The sequence below is a fragment of the Streptomyces ochraceiscleroticus genome (assembly GCF_000720485.1).
In the GTDB taxonomy this organism is placed as follows: domain Bacteria; phylum Actinomycetota; class Actinomycetes; order Streptomycetales; family Streptomycetaceae; genus Streptomyces; species Streptomyces ochraceiscleroticus.
Genome location: NZ_JOAX01000007.1, coordinates 149,247 through 167,407, shown reverse-complemented (window position 1 = coordinate 167,407; position 18,161 = coordinate 149,247). Strand labels below are relative to the sequence as shown.

Annotated in this window: 16 protein-coding genes and 2 pseudogenes; 10 read left to right on the top strand and 8 right to left on the bottom strand. The window is 67.6% G+C overall.

The window, feature by feature from the left end; translation table 11 throughout:
- Nucleotides 1-3 precede the first annotated feature (3 nt).
- The 3 genes from IG84_RS0111670 to IG84_RS0111665 are packed head-to-tail and all read right to left on the bottom strand — an operon-like array spanning nt 4 to nt 1,670.
- Complete coding sequence (locus IG84_RS0111670) at nt 4-930, bottom strand: DUF5655 domain-containing protein (RefSeq protein ID WP_031054708.1); 927 nt, start codon at nt 928-930, stop codon at nt 4-6.
- Nucleotides 931-986: 56 nt separating this feature from the next.
- Nucleotides 987-1,349, bottom strand: a complete 363-nt coding sequence (locus IG84_RS42600; protein WP_281179335.1) for a LexA family protein — start codon at nt 1,347-1,349, stop codon at nt 987-989.
- A gap of 60 nt (nt 1,350-1,409) precedes the next feature.
- Nucleotides 1,410-1,670: a hypothetical protein gene (locus IG84_RS0111665; RefSeq protein ID WP_037799981.1), complete on the bottom strand. Its 261-nt coding sequence runs from the start codon at nt 1,668-1,670 to the stop codon at nt 1,410-1,412.
- Between the two features lie 637 nt (nt 1,671-2,307).
- On the opposite strand from IG84_RS0111665, the gene IG84_RS0111660 reads away from it, so the two are divergent.
- Complete coding sequence (locus tag IG84_RS0111660) at nt 2,308-2,769, top strand: hypothetical protein (RefSeq protein ID WP_157848858.1); 462 nt, start codon at nt 2,308-2,310, stop codon at nt 2,767-2,769.
- Between the two features lie 120 nt (nt 2,770-2,889).
- Here IG84_RS0111660 and IG84_RS0111655 read toward each other — a convergent pair whose 3' ends face one another.
- The 3 genes from IG84_RS0111655 to IG84_RS38855 all read right to left on the bottom strand — a co-directional run bounded on the left by IG84_RS0111655 (nt 2,890) and on the right by IG84_RS38855 (nt 6,130).
- A complete protein-coding gene (locus IG84_RS0111655; RefSeq protein WP_031054701.1) occupies nt 2,890-3,069 on the bottom strand; it encodes a helix-turn-helix domain-containing protein in 180 nt (59 codons plus the stop codon).
- A gap of 611 nt (nt 3,070-3,680) precedes the next feature.
- Nucleotides 3,681-5,810, bottom strand: a complete 2,130-nt coding sequence (locus IG84_RS41100) for a hypothetical protein (protein WP_157848857.1) — start codon at nt 5,808-5,810, stop codon at nt 3,681-3,683.
- A gap of 62 nt (nt 5,811-5,872) precedes the next feature.
- A complete protein-coding gene (locus IG84_RS38855) occupies nt 5,873-6,130 on the bottom strand; it encodes an NlpC/P60 family protein (protein WP_051861622.1) in 258 nt (85 codons plus the stop codon).
- A 364-nt stretch (nt 6,131-6,494) separates the two neighbouring features.
- On the opposite strand from IG84_RS38855, the pseudogene IG84_RS42155 reads away from it, so the two are divergent.
- Nucleotides 6,495-6,654 (top strand): annotated as a pseudogene (locus IG84_RS42155) (transcriptional regulator); the annotation flags it as partial.
- A gap of 240 nt (nt 6,655-6,894) precedes the next feature.
- Nucleotides 6,895-7,080, top strand: coding sequence for a helix-turn-helix domain-containing protein (locus IG84_RS37890; protein ID WP_037799979.1), 186 nt, complete (start codon nt 6,895-6,897; stop codon nt 7,078-7,080).
- A 123-nt stretch (nt 7,081-7,203) separates the two neighbouring features.
- Here IG84_RS37890 and IG84_RS0111630 read toward each other — a convergent pair whose 3' ends face one another.
- On the bottom strand, nt 7,204-8,328 hold the full coding sequence (locus IG84_RS0111630) for a tyrosine-type recombinase/integrase (RefSeq protein WP_031054694.1): 1,125 nt from the start codon (nt 8,326-8,328) through the stop codon (nt 7,204-7,206).
- A 116-nt stretch (nt 8,329-8,444) separates the two neighbouring features.
- Here IG84_RS0111630 and IG84_RS37885 point away from each other — a divergent pair.
- Nucleotides 8,445-9,647, top strand: a pseudogene (locus IG84_RS37885) (MFS transporter); the annotation flags it as partial.
- 21 nt (nt 9,648-9,668) lie between these two features.
- Here the strand turns inward: IG84_RS37885 and IG84_RS0111620 are convergent.
- Complete coding sequence (locus IG84_RS0111620; RefSeq protein ID WP_037799976.1) at nt 9,669-10,574, bottom strand: helix-turn-helix transcriptional regulator; 906 nt, start codon at nt 10,572-10,574, stop codon at nt 9,669-9,671.
- Between the two features lie 139 nt (nt 10,575-10,713).
- On the opposite strand from IG84_RS0111620, the gene IG84_RS0111615 reads away from it, so the two are divergent.
- From IG84_RS0111615 to IG84_RS0111590, 6 genes are all read left to right on the top strand, one after another.
- Nucleotides 10,714-11,997 (top strand): MFS transporter, encoded by a 1,284-nt coding sequence (locus IG84_RS0111615; protein ID WP_078648766.1) that lies wholly within the window; start codon nt 10,714-10,716, stop codon nt 11,995-11,997.
- A gap of 81 nt (nt 11,998-12,078) precedes the next feature.
- Nucleotides 12,079-13,101: a zinc-dependent alcohol dehydrogenase family protein gene (locus IG84_RS0111610; RefSeq protein WP_031054688.1), complete on the top strand. Its 1,023-nt coding sequence runs from the start codon at nt 12,079-12,081 to the stop codon at nt 13,099-13,101.
- 71 nt (nt 13,102-13,172) lie between these two features.
- On the top strand, nt 13,173-13,886 hold the full coding sequence (locus IG84_RS0111605) for an SDR family NAD(P)-dependent oxidoreductase (protein WP_031054686.1): 714 nt from the start codon (nt 13,173-13,175) through the stop codon (nt 13,884-13,886).
- Between the two features lie 170 nt (nt 13,887-14,056).
- Nucleotides 14,057-14,704 (top strand): (2Fe-2S)-binding protein, encoded by a 648-nt coding sequence (locus IG84_RS0111600; RefSeq protein WP_031054677.1) that lies wholly within the window; start codon nt 14,057-14,059, stop codon nt 14,702-14,704.
- 13 nt (nt 14,705-14,717) lie between these two features.
- A complete protein-coding gene (locus IG84_RS0111595) occupies nt 14,718-15,698 on the top strand; it encodes an FAD binding domain-containing protein (RefSeq protein WP_031054675.1) in 981 nt (326 codons plus the stop codon).
- A complete protein-coding gene (locus tag IG84_RS0111590) occupies nt 15,695-17,890 on the top strand; it encodes a xanthine dehydrogenase family protein molybdopterin-binding subunit (protein ID WP_031054674.1) in 2,196 nt (731 codons plus the stop codon). Before IG84_RS0111595 ends, IG84_RS0111590 begins: the two co-directional genes overlap by 4 nt.
- Nucleotides 17,891-18,161 lie beyond the last annotated feature (271 nt).

Sequence of the window (18,161 nt, the reverse complement as noted above, 5' to 3'; positions counted from 1 at the left end):
AGCTCAGGCTGCCGCGACGCTGCGCTGCAGGAGATCGGCGGCCCGGTGCAGGTCGTTGTAGGAACCCAGGCGCAGCTCGACACCGTTCCGTACGCCCAAGCAGCCCGTCCCGCGGAGGTCGCGGGTGAAGCCATCCTCCAGCTCGACCGTGTCCGGATCCAGCAGCAGGTTCACCACCAGCTGGTGTTTGCGTGGCTGGACGCGCACGGTGGCCAGGTTCTTGATCCGCCGGTAGGCGATGTAGTGCAGCTGCGTCTCCTTGCGCACGCCGTCACACCCGCGAAGCACCGCGTCCAGCCGCTCATACAGATCCCGGAGGGACTGTGGCGCCTCGTCGAGGTACTGCTGCACCGATTTTGCCCCCGCAGTCCGCCCGCTTCCCGACGTGCGCGCCGACGATGCCACGGCGCTGCGCTGGGTGGCGGCACGGCCGGCAACGGAGGCGACCATTTGCAGCGTGAGCACGTCGTCGAAGACCCGGTAGGTCAGCAGGTCGATCCGGTGACCGATCATCTGCACGGCGACCTTGTCGTGGTGCGAGAACGCTCCCGCGATGCACACCAGGCGCGGGTTGCTCCAGTCCACCGACCCTGCCGCCTCGACGCCCAGCTTCTCCTTGACCAGATTCTCGAACTCGTGCGTATGACCCTGCAGCCAGTACAGATAGGACAGCGCCTGGTTGATCACGTTCTGGTCCCGCGAGCGCTTGTACTCCACGATCACCGGATTGCAGTTCTCATCCAGCCCGAGCGAGTCGATCCGTCCACGGTGCTGACCGGTCGGATACTCCGTCGCCAGGAAGCGGATGCCCAGCATCGCCTCCATATTCGCCTCGACCAGCGACTGCAGCTCCCGCTCCACTGCCACCGACGCACCCGGTATCTCCGTGGCCCGGCCGCCTCTGAGCCGGAAAACCTTGAGGTCGCTCATGCTCCTCCCCGCTCTGATGTGATCACTGCCAGGCGAGAATCGCAGCAGCTGTGCGTCTATTCCCGACCGAAGGGCAGCATCCGGGGCGCAGCGCACCGCGCCCGCTGGTCGAGACGGTGCTCATCGCCCGCCGTAGGGCACCGCCCGGACGGTCGCCGCCCCCGCACGTTCACACCGCGGTCCCGCAATCGCCGCAGGTGATACGCCACCGTCGATGCGCTCAGCCCGACGACACCCGCCAGCTCGCGCACCGAAGGTGCCTCCCCGTGCTCGACCACGAAGTCTTGCGCCGCACGAGCGACCCGCTCCTGCTCCCGGGCGTCCCCCTCACGACCCTCCCCTCCCGCCCAGGCGGTGCCCTCCCGGACGCGCCTTCGCAGCTCCGCTCGGGCCCCGGGACTCCCTCCGGCCGACGGCACGGTCAATATGCGCCGCGAGCAGGGCGACTGCGAGGGCTACCTGCCGGACAGTCCGTAGGCTCAAGCGAATGGGTCGCCCGCCACCCCGCTGAGTCGGACCAGCCCGGGCTTGCCCTCGTCGGTGACGCGCACGTACAGCGTGTAGGCCGAGCCCGTCTCCTCCGCCTTGGCGCGCGCCCAGGCCAGGACCTCCTCGACGTCGGCGCCGGTCACCTCGTAGTCATCCGACGTGTTCGCTGACCTGTCCCAGAAATACGCTCGGTAGGTGGCGGCGTCCTGCTCCCAGGTGGTGTCTCGCGGATCCACTCCTCGTACGTGCATGGGGTGATCGTAGCGGCCCGGCCCCTGTCGGCAGGCGGTCCGTCGGCGTGACGACAATGGCCCGGGAGCGTCTCCCGTCATTTCCTCCCCGAGCGCAGCGTGAACGAGCTCCAACCCGAACTCCCCGAAAGTGCGCTCGCACTACCTAACGCCACGGGCAAGCCCCCAGGTGATCGGCTACACCTGGAAACGGTGCCTGAGCGTTCACTAATGCGGCGCGCCGGTCGCTTGTGGCCTAGTGACGTTTTGAGCGTCCACGGCGCTGTAACCAGTGCGACGTCTTATGCGCCGGATGGCCATGTCACATGCTGGACACGCCTGTTCCTACTTTCCGTGACCTTCATGTCGGGCTATCCCGGAATATCAACTATGGGGCGCGATGGGGTTGACCGCGCATTATGGATTGAACCCGTGCGTCAGAATCGCGCCCTAAGATCACCTTATGTCGGGCCCCGCTCGGGAGAACTGTGATGCGATGGCCCCGTGCCCCCGCTACGCACAGTGGCGGCGGGTGTTGTTCGAAATTTGCCGGGAACGGGAATGCCGTTGATCGTTTGCCGCCCCCTGGCTAATCTTCGTTTCGGACATCTAGGTAGGGCCGTGACCTGGCCCGCCGCTATGCAAAGCAGGGGGAAGCATGCGTAACTCGCTCAAGGCGATTGCTGTTTCAGCGACGAGCCTCGTCATGGCCAGCGGGCTGAGCGCCAGCCCCGCGGTGGCCGACAGTCACCATGCGGCTGACGCGCGCAAGTTCGTCTGCAAGGCGTCGGCCGACAGGCCGCACTGGTCCAAGGGGGCCAAGAGCGTCATCTACAAGACCCGTGTCGAGTGCGCCGGCAGCGAGCCGACCATCAAGGTCCACTGCAAGGGTCAGTTGATCTATTCGGCCGGCGGGTCCCCGGCGACGGCCGCCACGTCGAGTGAGACGCGCACGGTCAAGACGGACGGCACGAAGACGACCTTCTATACACCTGAGGCGGGCGGAAAGAAGGTGGACTGGTCGGGCAAGTTCCAGGGTTCGACGCACTGCACCAGCCCGGGTACCAGCGTCGAAATCGGCGACGCCACGACACCTGTGGTCCCGGTGAAGGTTCCGTAGGGAACTGCTGACGCCCTGGTCCTGCGGCTGTCCGATAACCGCTGGCCGTTCGGGTGGGCTGCTCGACGCACCCCACTCGCCGTAGGTGGGTGGCGTCTTCTTGGATCGACGGTAAGGGAGCTACGCCGACTCCCGACAGTTGCTCGTCATCCAATGGCGGACCTCGGCGGGCGCGAATCGGAGATGCTGTCCGATCCGGAAACTGGGGATCTTCTCCTTGGTGTGGTTGTCGTAGACCCAAGAAGTCGGCTTCCCGAGGAAGGCGGCCAAGGCGGGGACGTCCCAGAGTGGCTCGTTCATGGTCGTTCATTCGTGTGAGATTGCGGTGTGCAGAGTGCAATGTACGAATGGAAGGCGGCCGCCCCAAACGGCTCGCTGAGCTGAGGCCACGTAGCCACCTGCGGACACCCGTGGGGCAAGCTCCGTGTCATTGTTCGGCCATCGTGACTCGCCGCCCGTCTCGTCTCCGCACAGGTGCACCTGAGCCAGCACCGATCCAGCGCAACGCACCCGAACGGGCCGGAACGGGCGGCAGCGGAAGTCAGCACGAACTCAGCACGGCTGGGCTTGGCCTCGCTCACCTTGAGCGAGGCCAAGCCTGTGACCTGCATGTTTGTGGACCGAGCCGTACTCTGCTACTTGATCATGGATCAGTGGGAGAACATTTGGCCTTGCGCCTGGGATGGGGTCGCCGACCGCGAATTCATTCTCTCCAGAATGCTAGTCGCAGGGGCCGCCCTAGGGAACACGAAGCGTCGCCTGCGGCCCGTCATTGGCGGGGCCGGCTCCCTACACACTCATGCGAATGCGGTAGGAGTCGGAGGCGCGGTGAGGTCCCGGCGCCCAGTGATTCGCTCCGGTTCACCTGCTCGAGTGAGTGTTGGCTGTAACCGAAAAGATCCGCAGGGACACTACCTTCCTGCCTTGTCCATGTTGTTTGGTGGCTGAAGGGCACGGAGGTTGTCGAGCACGATCAGTTCCATCCGATGTGCTAGGCAGGCTCGTTGTGCGAGGGCGCGGCTGTTTTCGCTGATGGGGTGCACAGACGCCATAAGGTGAATGTTGGCGCCGACGGCGGCGCTGATGCTGGTGTCATGGCTGATTTGCTCGTCGGTGAAGTCGCCTGGACTAGTTTTGACCTCGCCCACCAGAAGACGCCCGTTGTAAGTGCCGATGACGTCGGCTTCACGTTGGTCATGGCCGTCGAGGTAAAGATTCGCGCCGGGAATGAGGTGAGAGTGGGGTTCGAGTTGTTCAAGCCGGGCGATAGCCATGAGATGCGGAAGAACCCCTTGGTCGGCTGCTTGGTCGATGAACGTGTCCAGCCGGTAGTGGACGACGGGTCCTTGTTCGTTTGAGGTGTAATGCGAGGGCGACGCGCAGCCTGGACATGCGGCATCTGGTGTGGTGGCAGCTAGGGGCACAAATGTCTTGAAGCCGCAGCGGGGGCAGTCAGTCTCGAAGCCTCGCTCCACCCACCCCAGGGCGCATAGGTGCTCTGCAGCCTCGACGGCGGAAGCGTTTGCCATGCCTATGTTGCTGGCCTTTCGGTAGCGTCGTCGGGCCCGCCCGCCCCAATTGTGTGCCAACTTCAGCAGCTCGGCGTCATCGCCGCCTTCGGCTACGGCCTGCCTCAATCTCTTGTGCAGTTCCTTGCTCCGGGGGGTGAACAGCTCCATCGTCAGGTTGTACCGGTGCGGTAGCAGCAGTGCCTGGGCGGTGTTCTGCGCCAGGAGAGCGGTACCGATCTGCCCCTTGTCCGATAGCTCCCACCGCTGCGTCAATTGGTTCAGAAGATGGACGGTGGCATTTTCCAAGGAAGGGATGCTCAACTCGAGCACGATGTCCCCCTCGGTGAACACGCCAACTTGTAGTTGCTCACCGCGCCACTGGGCCCCAGGGTGGATGCGCTCGGCAACCGAGGCGTGCCGGGGAAGGCCCGCGAGCGCCTCCCCTGCCAGGCGGACCAGCACTGCCGCCGTTTGGTTCACTCTCACCGGTGAGCGGAACCGCACTCCTGTCGGTCGATCCGTGAACGCGTGAACATCGAAGTCCTGACGCAAGCCCCAGTCCCGCTGGACAGCTAGCCACGGTGAGGGATCGAGGTTGACCTTGTAGGTGAAGGGAGGCGTGCGGGGCGGCGCATGTTCCCAAGGCGCTGGGAGGCCGAAGATGATCTGGTCTTCAGTTTGCTGCTGTAGACCCCACAGTTCAGCGAGCCGGTGAAGTTCTGCTTCCTCAACGCTCCTGCTACGAAGTACCACATCGACGTTGCGTTCTCCGGGACGGGCCAGGTTGTTTCGCACACGCTCGTCGAACAAGTGCCAGGCTTCCACATCGCGGTGCGGTAGCAACACTAGAGGGATACGTGTTGCTTGCTGCCTTGGCCGAAGGGCACGCATGTTCCAAAACTCTAAACAATCGGCCAGAGGAGCCTCGTCATCCGTGATCCAGATGACGGCCGAAGTGTTCTCCACACTGGCAGTGTGATGTTCCTGGAACTGCCAGGAGCTCCCTTCCAGCAATGTCGCACTCCACCGGTCCTGCATCAGGCCGATCTCGGAACCGTCGAGAGCTCGCCTCACCGAAGGGCGGTGATGCTGGCTTGGGGTGGTGTCACCGGCAACGGCCACCTGCCAAAGCGGTCCTTGTTCCTGCGCCACAAGGAACGTGTCGCCACCAGCGAACGCTGGAAGCGGGTAGCTGTATCGGCTGGCTTGGGAGGTCTCCAACTGTGGAAAGTCCACCCAGGGTAGCCCCATGGCTCTCGCAGCTGACGCAGCTATGTCCTGAGGGACGTCAACGGACACAGCAGCTTCGAGCTGCGCCAAATTCACGAGGACGTGATTCTGATCGCTCACCCCGAGTTGAGGGTTCACTTCGACGATGAGTTCGCTGACCCCGCCCCAACGGGAGCTGGCTGCCTGTACTGCCTGTCGGAAGCCGGCAGTGCTGCCCTCCTGAATCAGGTAGACGACCCGGGATGGCAGGACCGCTCCCCACATGACGCTCTGGCCTTTGTATGCCTGCTTGTAGTTCATCAGGCCAGGTTGCCAGCGCACGGAGCATGCCGCTGCCGAATAGCTGCAGTCTCCTGTTGCGGTTAGCACACGGCGAGCCGGGAGATGTTCACGATGGCGTCGGTGCGCGGGGCTTGCAGGATCAGGCCGTGCCCGATGTATATGCCGACGCGTTCCGGCCGGTGGACAGAGCACTCGGTGAAGAGCAGGTCACCTGCCACCAGTCCGTCCAGGCCGACCACCTTACCCTCCTTGACCTGCTTGTACGTGGTCCGAGAGAGCGCGATGCCGCCGGCCTTGTACCACGGCTGAATGGGACGAGAGCAGCCACACCGGCCCATCGGATCGCTCGCCGAATTGGCTTCGGCGCTTTGGAGGACGGGTAGTCCTTCGGCGCGGACCCTTCTGAGTTCGGGCCGAATGACGGACCATCCCTTGCTTTCGCCCTCCCCGGCATAAGCACCCTTGTCGGTGTCGTCTTCGCCGGAACTGCCGGTTGTTGAAGAAGTGTGGCGAGAGCTTTCTGCAGTGAGGTGGCCAGCGGCTCCTATTTTGCATACGCATCGGGCAGAGCGCTGGTCGGCAAGGCTTGGGCCGCCTGGACGACGGCCATCGACTGTCAGCCCTGGACCTTCTTCAGGTCTCGTAGAACTTCAGAACCTCCTCCACTACAGGCACCTCGACTACCGTGGAGGACATAGACGACTGCGCCGAGACCAGGAGTTCCTCGCCTCCTGTCGCGCCCGCATCCCGCCGAGCAGGCGGACTGCCCGCATACGGCTGCAACCGGCGGGTCAAGGAGCTACGGTGCGAGGAGGTCGCGATGCTGGCCGGCGTGGGAAAAATCTTCGGCCGGCGGCTGAAGGGCGACGGGTTCCACCGCGCCCTGCTCGTCATCACCCACCCCACCTGCACAGCCTTGGCCTCGCCGGGCAGGTGGATGATCGCAGATCAACCGACCGCACGGTGGCATAGCAGGACCTACGGAGCGCACCTTTGTCTCGTGCTATCGCATGTACCCGGTCACGCCAAATCGCGCTCGGGGTGAAAACGTGCCGTGCCGCCCGTAAAGCGCGGGCTGTTAGCGATAGCCGGGTGACTGGTAGTGGCCACTGAGTTCATGAGTGTTAAAGAGACTGCGGAATACCTGAACATGTCGGTGACATGGGTGTACCGAGAGGCGCCGAAGCTGGGGATGGCGCCCTACAAGTTTGGGCGCGGTCGCAACGCCAAGGTTCAGTTCAAGCTGTCCGAGGTGAAGGCTTGGGCCATGCAGCAACGGTTGGAGTGAGTACCCCGGCTGCGGGGCGGGACCGTGTGCAGTGGGAGCCGGGCCTGGTCCTCTTGTGGGGGGCACCGATGCGATGACATCAGCGGCCCCGCGAGAGCACCAGGCCAGGCTGGTTGGGGGCTTTCAGGCGGTGAGGACGTGGAGGTATTTGTCGAGGAGTTTCGCCGCACGTCCGATCGAGGCCGGCATCAGGTGGCGATAGATCCGGAACGTTACTTCGATGTTTTTGTGGCCCATCCATTCGGCAACGTCCGTGATGGGGATGTTGTGTGCCAGGCAGTTCGCTGCGAAGAAGTGCCGGTGCCCGTATACCGTCATGCCCGCGGGGATGTCCACGTCCTTGCCTGCCAGCTTTCGGTACCAGATGTAACTGATCGTGCTGTGGTTTATGTGCTTGGCGCGAGTGCCTTGGAGTACGTAGCCGTCCTCGGTGGTGCCGTGCCTCTCGACGAAGCGCTCGATTGCCTCACGAACGCTCGCCGGCAAGGGGACTTCGCGGAACTCGCCAGGCTTCCTGTGCTTGAGCTTTTCGAGCTTCTTGGAGCGGTGGTGGACCTGCTCCGTTACGCGGTAGACATCGTTCGCCACGATGTTGTTCACGTTCAGAGCGAGAGCTTCGCCGTTGCGCAGACCGCAGCCGGCCATCATGTCGATGAACATCGAGAAACGGTCGTTGTCGGCCGCCGATTTGATGCCGATGATCTGTTCCTTGGTGGGAACGACCGCCCGCTCTGCCTCGTACCGTGGTGCGTCCACGCCCTGGAGCGGATGTTCGTCTATCGCGCCCTTACGGTGGGCGTCAAGAAGCAGCGTCTTCAGTAGCACGTACACCTTGAACTGGGTGGGGTCGGGTGTGCCGAGACGCTCCATCGTCGTGAGGAACTTCTCCACGACCATGGGGGTGAAGGTCTCCACCCGTCGTGATCCCAGTTCGGGTATCAAGTGGTTGCGGGCGAGGTGCTCGTAATCGTACGTCGTGCCGTGTGAGAGCCGCCGCTGTCGCCCCATGTAGTCGTCGACGAACTCCTCGAACCGCATCTGCCCGTAGTGTCGGATCAGCTCGGCTTTGGAGGCGGGGGTGTTGGCCCTACGCGCGTGTAGAGCGAGGAGCCGTTCCTTGGCGGCGTCCTGGGTGCGGAAGCCGGTTTCCTCGCGCTGCCTTCCGCCTGCGTCGCGGTACCGGATGAAATAGGGGTGCTGGCAGCGGGTGGGCTGGTTGCAGTCGCACTTCTTGGCGAAGGCGCCCATGCCACGGGCAAGCTGCTTGGACGGGGAAGGCAATGTACAGACCTCGGGCTCGTGCTGACTATTTGCTGACTCAGCGCCCGTGATTATGGTTCTGACCAGCGGCCCCACCAAACAGCGAGTGGTACGACTGGTACACGTATACCTTCCTCGCCACGTACATCGCCGCGCAGATCTTCCCCAAGAGTGCGGGGAATTCGCTGGTGCCGCTGCTGTCGACGTTCGCGGTCTTCGCGGTGGGGTTCTTCATGCGGCCCGTCGGTGGCCTATTGATGGGTGCGGTCGCTGACCGGCGCGGGCGGCGTGCGGCGCTGACGGTGACCATTTTGCTGATGGGCGGCAGCAGCCTGCTGATGGGGCTGACGCCGACGTACGCCGCCGCCGGGATCCTCGCGCCGGTCGTCCTCGTTCTGGCCCGGCTGTTGCAAGGGCTGTCGGTGGGCGGTGAGTTCGCCGCGTCGACCACGTTCCTCGTGGAGTCGGCCGGACCCGGGCGGCGGGGGCTGTTCTCCAGCTTCCAGTACGTGTCGACGACCATCGGGCAGCTCGTCGCGTCCGGTGTCGCGGCGCTGCTCGTCGCGAATCTCGCGCCTGCCACCATGGGCAGTTGGGGCTGGCGGGTCCCGTTCGTGCTGGGCGGTCTCCTGAGCCTTGTGGGCTTCTGGATCCGGCGCGGCGCGAAAGAGACCCGAAGTGAGGAGCAGGCCAAGGCGCCCCGCCCCGGCCTCTTCGAGGCGCTGCGCCGTCATCCGCGCGAGTCGCTGCTGATCTGCGGCATCACCGCGGGCGGCACGCTCGCGTACTACACGTGGACGTCGTACCTGCCGACGTACGCCGAGCTCAACTCGGGGGTGACGAAGGCGGACGCGTTGCTGGCGGGCACCCTCTCGCTGACGTTCTTCGCCGTGCTCCAGCCCGTCGCGGGCATCGCGTCCGACCGCTTCGGGCGAAAGCCGCTGCTGCTGATGTTCGGGATCGGCTTCGCCGTGCTGAGCGTGCCGCTGCTGAGCGCGCTCGACGACTCCTTCGTCACGCTGCTGCTCGTGCAGTGCGCGGGCATGATCCTGCTGAGCGGCTTCACGGCGATCTCGGCGGCCGTGAACGCGGAGACGTTCCCGGCCCGGGTGCGCGCCGCGGGAATCGGATTCCCCTACTCGCTCACCGTCGCCCTCTTCGGCGGCACGGCCCCCTATATCGGCACGCTGTTCAAGGACATGGGGCACGCCGGCCTCTTCCCCGTGTACGTGGCCGTGCTGTGCCTGGTCTCCTCCGCCGTCTACCTCCGACTCCCCGAGACCGCTCACCGCCCGCTGGAGCGGTGAGGACGCGGGGGCAGCGGACGGTCAGCGGTGGCGGGTGGGCCGAGTCGTCCGGGGCTGCGTTGCCGCCCAGCTGGCGAGGAGCTTGAGCCGGTCCTCGAAGAGGGTGCCGGGCTCGGCGGTGTAGAGGGTGAGCTCGTGCACCGCCCGATCGGATACGGGCAGGTCCAGAGCGCGATAGGTCAGCTCCAAGTCGCCGACCTCGGGGTGGCTGAGCCGTTTGATGCCGTCGTGGCGGATGCGGACGTCGTGCGCGGCCCACATGGTGCGGAACTCGGAGCTGAGGGTGGACAGCTCGCCGATGAGTTCGCGCAGCGCCCGGTCGTTGGGATCCCGTCCGGCTTCTGCGCGCAGCAATGCGGCGGTGGTCTGCGCGCCGTCTTTCCAGTCGACGAAGAAGTGCTGGGAGCCGGGGTCGAGGAAGAAGTAACGGGGGAAGTTGGGGCGGCCCCGCTCGTCGGTGGTGTCGCTGTCGAACATCGGGGCGTACAGGGCGCGGCACAGCGCGTTGGCGGCGACGATGTCGCCGCGGCCGCTGCGTACGAACGCGGCGGACATCGTCATGGAGTCGAGCATCCACTGGATGGAGGGCGGGACCTCGACGTCCTTGCGGCGCTGCGTACGGGCGCGGCGGGCGGGCCGGGCAGCTTTGGCCAGGTCGAACAGATAGGTGCGTTCGTCCTCGTCCAGGCGCAGCGCCTGGGCGACCGCCTCGAGCACGTCCTCGGACACGCCGTTGATGTGGCCCTTCTCCAGCCGCGTGTACCACTCGGTACTCACGCCGGCGAGCACGGCGACCTCCTCGCGCCGCAGCCCCGGAACACGGCGTCGGCCGCTGGTGGGCAGCCCCACCTGCGCCGGGGTGATCTTGCCCCGCCGGCTGGCGAGGAAATCCCGGATGTTGTCGCGATGGTCGGGGCGGTGGTCCATACCCTCCACGGTAGTCACGGACAGCCGGGGAGGGAGGTTGCGCTTGTACCCCCTATAACCTCGACCTTCTCCGCGCGTGACGAAGGGGGTTTCGTGGGAGTCGACCGCTTGACCACGACCCCCGTGTGGAGACGTAAGGATGAGTACGCGAGGAGGTGTCCTCGACGACGCCCCCGGCGACGTGCGCGCTGAAGAGCGCGCGCGTACGCCCCACCGGCTGCCGCCGGTGACCTATGTGCTGGCGCTGGGCACGTTCCTGATGGGGACGACCGAGTTCGTGGTGGCGGGCCTGCTGCCGGAGATCGCCGGCGACCTGCGAGTGAGCGTGGGCCAGGCGGGTCTGCTGATCACGGTCTTCGCTCTGGGGATGGTCGTCGGCGCCCCGCTGATGGCGATGCTGACGCTGCGGCTGCCCCAGCGGTGGACGCTGGTGCTGGCCCTGGCCGTGTTCGCCGTCGGTCATGTGATGGTCGCGCTCGGTGACGGTTTCGCGCTGCTGCTGGCGGCGCGCTTCCTGACGGCGATGGCGACCGGGGCGTTCTGGGCGGTGGGCAATGTGGTGGCCGCTCGCGCCGCCGGCCCGGCCGCGAGTTCCCGCGCACTGGGCGTGGTGGGTGCCGGTGCCATGCTGGCCAACGTGGTGGGCGTACCGCTGGGTGCGTTCGCCGGGCAGCTCATGGGCTGGCGGGGTCCCTTCTGGGCCCTCGCCGCCCTGGCCGCCGCCGCCACGGTGCTGATCGCGCGCCATGTCCCGCACGACGGGCCGGACCGCGCAGCGGTGTCGATCCGGTCCGAGGTGTCCGCGCTGCGCTCCGGCCGGCTGTGGCTGGCGCTGGCGGCCTGCGCGACCACCACCGGCGGCGTGCTGTCGACGTACTCCTACATCTCGCCGCTGCTGACCGACCGGGCTCATCTCGCGGCCGGTCTGGTTCCGCTGGTACTGATCGGTTTCGGTATCGGCGCGTTGGCGGGCTTCCTCCTGGGAGGCCGGCTCGGGGACGTGCGCCCGTATGCGACGACCATCGGAGCGGCTGCGGTGAGCACGCTCCTGTTGCTGGGGATCTGCCTGCTGTCCGGCTCCGCGGCGTCCACCATCGTGCTGGTGGCCCTGCTGGGACTGTTCGGGCTCGGCGCCAACCCGGTGCTGATCTCCCTGGCCGTCCGCTTCGCGGGCCGGGCGCCCACGCTGGGCTCGGCCCTGACCGTCTCGGCGTTCAATCTGGGCACCGCGGCCGGCTCCTGGATCGCGGGCCGCGCCCTCGACTCCGCGCTCGGCGCGACCGGGCCCGCCACGGTCGGCGCCGTCATCGCCGCGCTGACCCTGATCCCCACGATCGCCATCGCGCTCATCCACCGCCGCCCGGCGGCCTCCGCCCCGTGGGGCTCCGGAAATGCCGGCAGCGAGGCCGTGCGGAACGGTTGAAGCCAGGGCACCCCCTGAAAGACCGACGCAGCGCGGCCTCGGCCGCAAGAACAGCAACCTCAACACCTAAGGAACACCCCCATGCGCGCAACCATCCTCCACGCCCCCGGCGACGTCCGCGTGGAAGAGACCGACGACCCGAAGATCACCGCCCCCACGGATGCGATCATCCGGCTGTCGGCCACCTGTGTCTGCGGCTCGGACCTGTGGCCGTATCGCGGCGTCGACTCCGTCGAGCAGCCGATGCCGATGGGGCACGAGTACGTTGGCATCGTCGAGGAGGTCGGCGACGAGGTCACGAGCGTCAAGCCCGGCCAGTACGTCCTCGGCTCCTTCGTCGCCTCCTGCGGCACCTGCGAGATCTGCCGTGCGGGTTACCCCTCCTCCTGCGTGAACCGCGTGTTCATGGCCCAGGTCGGCACCCAGTCCGAGCGCGCCCTGATCCCGCACGCCGACGGCACCCTCGTACCGCTGCCGGGCACCCCGGACGCGGACCTGATCCCCGACCTCCTGGCCGCCTCCGATGTACTGGGCACCGGCTGGTTCGGCGCGGTGGCCGCCGAGGCCGGCCCCGGCAAGACGGTCGCGGTCGTCGGCGACGGCGCGGTCGGCCTCCTCGCGGTACTGGCCGCCAAGCAGCTCGGCGCCGAGCGGATCATCGCCATGAGCCGCCACGAGCCGCGGCAGAAGCTCGCCCGCGAGTTCGGCGCCACCGACATCGTCACCGAGCGCGGCGACGACGGCGTGGCCAAGATCAAGGAACTGACCGGCGGGCTGGGCGCCCACTCCGTCGTCGAGGCCGTCGGCACCCAGGAGTCGATGCAGCAGGCCCTCCGCTCCACCCGGCCGGGCGGCCACATGGGCTTCGTCGGCGTCAACCACGACGTCGCCCTCAGCGGCGAGGAACTCTTCTTCTCGCAGGTCCACGTGGTGGGCGGCCCGGCCCCGGTACGCAACTTCCTGCCCCGGCTGATCGACCTGATCTGGCAGCGGAAGATCAACCCCGGCAAGGTCTTCGACCTCACCCTTCCGCTGGAAGAGGCCGCCGAGGCATACCGGGCCATGGACGAGCGCCGCGCCGTCAAGGCCATGCTCACCTTCTGAACCGACCCCTGCGGGTCGCCCGGCAACAGACGCCGGGCGACCCGGCCACCCCACAGACGGGAGAGACCGACATGGCACGGATCCTGGTGACCGGGGCGTCCAGCGGCCTCGGGCGCGACACCGCGGAGGCGCTGGCCGACGACGGGCACGACGTGGTCCTCCACGTACGCAACCGGGCCCGGCTCACCGGCGAGGAATCCACCGCCCGGTGGGAGGGCGTCGTCATCGGGGATCTCGCGAAGCCGGACGAGATCCGCGCCGTCGCCCGGCAAGCCGCTGCATTCGGCCGCTTCGACACCGTCATCCACAACGCCGGCGTCCTGCGCTCTCCCGACGTGACCACCGTCAATATCGTTGCGCCCTACGTGCTGACGGCCCTGATGGAGAAGCCGGACAGGCTCATCCATCTGAGCAGCTCCATGCACCGGACCGGCTCCACCGACCTGCAGAAGCTGGCGGCCGGTACCGCCGGCTACGACGACACCAAGCTGTGGGTCACCACCCTCGCGTTGGCGCTCGCGTCCCGGTGGGAAGGGGTGACGAGCCATGCGGTCGATCCCGGGTGGGTCCCCACACGCATGGGCGGTCCCGGCGCGTCGGATGACTTGGCTGCCGGGCACCAGACGCAGGTATGGCTCGCTACCCACGAGGACGTGGTCCCGAGGACCGGCGGCTATTGGTACCACCGGCAGGTGCAGACGCCGCACCTCGCCTCGCGGGACGAAGACTTCCAGGCGCAGCTCATCCGCGCCTTGGAGAGTCACACCGGCGTGACGCTCGACTGAGGGCAATCCGGCCGCCCGGCATCGCCATTGCCACGCTCACCCTTGTCCCGGCTATCACTGTCGCGCTCACCCAGCGCCGACGTCGTTCAGCGGCGGCCGTCGCCCTGAACACCTGACCTTTTCCGCGCTGCCGTGTGCGGCAGATCCGCCTGTGATGCGAAGGGCTGTGCATGTCCACTGAACTGCCTGAATCCGCCCCACCCCGCAGCGAACCGAAGGAGACTGCCGCTGCGCCCAGCCGGCGCGCCTTCGTCGTCACCAGTACTGCGGTCGCCGGTGCCGTGGCCGCCGGCGGTGTGATCACAGGGACGTCCCTTGCCGGCCCGGATGAGGCGACCGCCGCCGAGGCGGCGCCTGCCAGCCGCGTCTCTCTCACGGTCAACGGCACCCGCCGCACCGTGACGGTCGACAACCGCACCTCGCTGCTGGACCTGCTCCGGGAGCACTTCGGTCTCACCGGCTCCAAGAAGGGCTGCAACGCCGGCGCGTGCGGTGCGTGTACGGTGCTGGTCGACGGCCGCCGGATCAATTCCTGTCTGACGCTCGCAGTCCGGCTGAACGGCGCCGAGGTCACCACCGTCGAGGGCCTGACCGACGGCGACCGGCTCCATCCGCTGCAGCAGGCGTTCATCGACCAGGACGCCTTCCAGTGCGGCTACTGCACGCCCGGCCAGATCGTCTCCGGCGTCGGCTGTATCCAGGAGGGCCACACCCGTTCGCCGGAGGAGATCCGGGAGTGGATGAGCGGCAACATCTGCCGCTGCGGCTGCTACGTGAACATCGTGCGCGCGGTCGAGCAGACCGCGGCCCGGAAGTGAGGCCCGGTCCGTTATGCATCCCTTCTCCTACACGCATGTCTCCGACACCAGGGCAGCCATCGCCGCCGGTCGGCGGGGTGGCCGCTACATCGCCGGCGGCACCACGCTGGTCGACCTGATGCGAGAGACCGTCGAGCGCCCCGAGCGTCTGGTCGACATCTCCGGCCTGCCGCTGGACGAGGTCACTGTCACCGAGCGAGGCGGACTGCGTATCGGCGCCCTGGTCACCATGGCCGAGGCCGCCGCCCACCCCAAGGTCCGCTCCCTGTACCCGGCCATATCCCAGGCGCTGGAGCTGAGTGCGTCGGCCCAGCTCCGGAACATGGCCACCATCGGCGGCAACATCATGCAGCGCACCCGCTGCACCTACTTCCGCGATGTGACGGCTGCCTGCAACAAGCGCGAACCGGGCTCGGGCTGTGCCGCCCGCGACGGCTTCAACCGCACGCACGCGATCCTCGGCACATCGGACCATTGCGTTGCCACTCATCCCTCGGACGTCGCGGTGGCGTTCGCGGCGCTGGAGGCCCGGGTGCACCTGCTGGGCGCGGACGGTGAGCGTCGGGTCCCGTTCGCCGAGTTTCTGCTGCGGCCGGCCAGGAGTCCGCACCGTGAACAGGCCCTGCGAAAGGGTGAGTTGGTAGCCGCTGTGGAGATTCCGGCGCTCCCGCGCCCGCTCCGGTCGGGCTACCTGAAGGTGCGCGACCGGCAGTCCTACGAGTTCGCGCTGACCTCGGCGGCCGTCGCCCTGCACGTACGCGGCGGTGTCATCCGCGAGGCCAAGGTCGCCGCCGGGGGAGTGGGCACCGTGCCGTGGAAGCTGCCCGCCGTGGAACAGCACCTTGTCGGTGAGCGTCCGACCGATGCCCTGTGGGCGGCCGCTGCCCAGAAGGCGGCGGACGGAGCCCGCCCGCTCGCCCACAACGCATTCAAGGTCGAGCTGCTCAAGCGGACGGTCGAACGACAACTGCGCACCGTAGGAGGAAACCAGTGAGCCCCCAGCCGCAGGCGGCCGTCGGCGCCCCGCTCTCCCGCGTGGACGGCCGGCTCAAGGTCACCGGCCAGGCCCGCTACGCCGCCGAACACGACGTCGACGGCACCGTCCACGCCGTCATCGTCGACGCCGCCATCGGCCGGGGCCGCATCACCTCGATCGACACCCGAGAGGCCCTGGCCCACCCCGGCGTACTGCGGGTGATCCACCACGAGAACGCCCCGAAGCTCCCGTACCGCGAGAACACCGCCTCGAACAACCCACCCGGCCGACGCCTGCGCGTCTTCCAGGACGACGAAGTCCTCTTCCACGGCCAGCCCGTCGCCGTCGTGATCGCCACCACGCTGGAGGCCGCGCAGCACGGTGCGGGCCTGGTCAAGGTGGGTTACGACGCCGAGCAGCCCTCGACCGACCTGCACCGGGCCGAGCCGGACAAGCCGACCACCTATGCGCGCGGTGACGCGGAGGCCGCCCTGCGCACGGCCGACGTGCGCCTGGACTTGGAGTACCGTCTCGCCCGCAACCATCACAACGCCATGGAGCCGCACGCCACCGTCGCCCGCTGGGACGGCAACAAGCTGACGGTCTGGGACAAGACCCAGTGGGTGGTCGGGACGCAGACCGAGCTGTCCGCGGTGTTCGGCCTGCCCCTGGACTCGGTGCGCGTCATTTCCCCGTTCGTCGGTGGCGCGTTCGGCAGTGGGCTGCGCTGCTGGCCCCACACGGTCGTCGCCGCGCTCGCTGCCCGCGAGGCAAAACGTCCGGTCAAGCTGGTGCTCAGCCGTCGGCAGCAGTACTTCGGCACCGGGTACCGGCCGTCGTACGAGTACCGGCTGCGCCTCGGCAGCGACCGGCGTGGGCGTCTGCGGGCGATGGCGCACGAGATGGACGCCGAGACGTCGTCGTACGAGACGTTCACCGAGACGGTGATGCCCGCGGGACAGATGCTCTACAGCACGCCGAACGTGAGCCAGGCGTACCGGACGGTGCCGCTGGACGTGAACACCCCGCTGTGGATGCGCGGCCCCGGCTTCGCCACGGCCTCCTTCGTCATCGAGTCGGCCCTGGACGAGCTCGCGGCGAAGCTCGGGATCGACCCGATCGAGCTGCGCCGGCGCAACGAACCGTCCGAGGACGAGTCGTCCGGGCTGCCGTTCTCCACGCGGCGACTGCGCGAGTGCTGCACGGTCGGTGCCCGCGAGTTCGGCTGGCACCGTCGCTCTGCCCGGCCGCGTTCCCGGAGGGAGGGGAACTGGCTGATCGGCATGGGCATGGCCGTCGGCGTCTACGAGACGCAGCGCAACCAGGCGCAAGCCCGGGTCCGCCTGGACGCCGACGGCACGGCGCTGGTGCAGGCGGCCGCCAGTGACATGGGTCCTGGCACCTACACCTCCCAGACCCAGGTCGCCGCCGACGCCCTCGGACTGACCATGCGCACGGTCACCTTCCGCCTCGGCGACTCCCTGTTCCCGCCGACCCCGCCGCACGGCGGCTCCCAGACCATGGCCAGCGTCGGCTCCGCCGTCCTCGACGGCTGCAATCGGGTCCGCCGGCAGGCGATCACGTTGGCCGTCGAGGACCGCGAGTCCCCGCTGTACGGGGTGGACGCCGCCGACATCGTCGTACGCGGTGGCCGGCTGCACACGAAGGACAGCCCTGCGCGCGGCGAGACCTACCGACGCCTGCTGGCCCGTAACAACCGCACCCATCTGGAAGCGCTCGGCTCGTACGCCGGGGCAGCCGGCCCACGGCGGCATTCCTTCTACGCTTACAACGCCACGTTCGCGGAGGTCGCCGTCGACGCGGACCTCGGCCTGGTACGGGTTCGGCGGATGCTCGGCGTGTACGACGCGGGCCGCATCATCAGCCCCAAACTCGCCGAGAGCCAGGCCATCGGCGGCATCGTCGGCGGCATCGGGACCGCCCTGCTGGAGCACACGGTCACTGACCACCGTGACGGACGGATCGTCAATGCGAACCTCGCCGACTACCTCGTCCCCGTCAACGCCGACGTCCCCGAGGTGAAGGCGATCTACCTGGACGGCGAGGATCGCGAGGCCGACCCGCTCGGCGTCAAGGGCTTGGGCGAGGTCGTCCACGTGGGCGTGGCACCGGCGATCGCCAACGCGGTCTTCAACGCCACCGGCCGCCGAATCCGTCAACTCCCCATCACCGCAGAAGCGTTGCTCTGATCCCGCCATACCCCGGAGTCGGGCTGCCCCTCCGGCCGCATCCCCGACCCGGAATCGCTCCGCATCCGCGGCCTGGGCAAGGAGTTCGGGCAATGCACCCGCTGGTACAACGTGCGCGGCGGTTACGCCGTCGACGGCCGTCGGCGCCTGGTCGAGCTGTTCGAGGCTGCCGCCCGGCACGACTGCCGGGCGATCGTGTCCTCGTGGGAGTACCAGCAGTCGCCCTGCTTCGCCGAAACCGACACTTGGTATCGGCGGGCTTCCAGGGTGC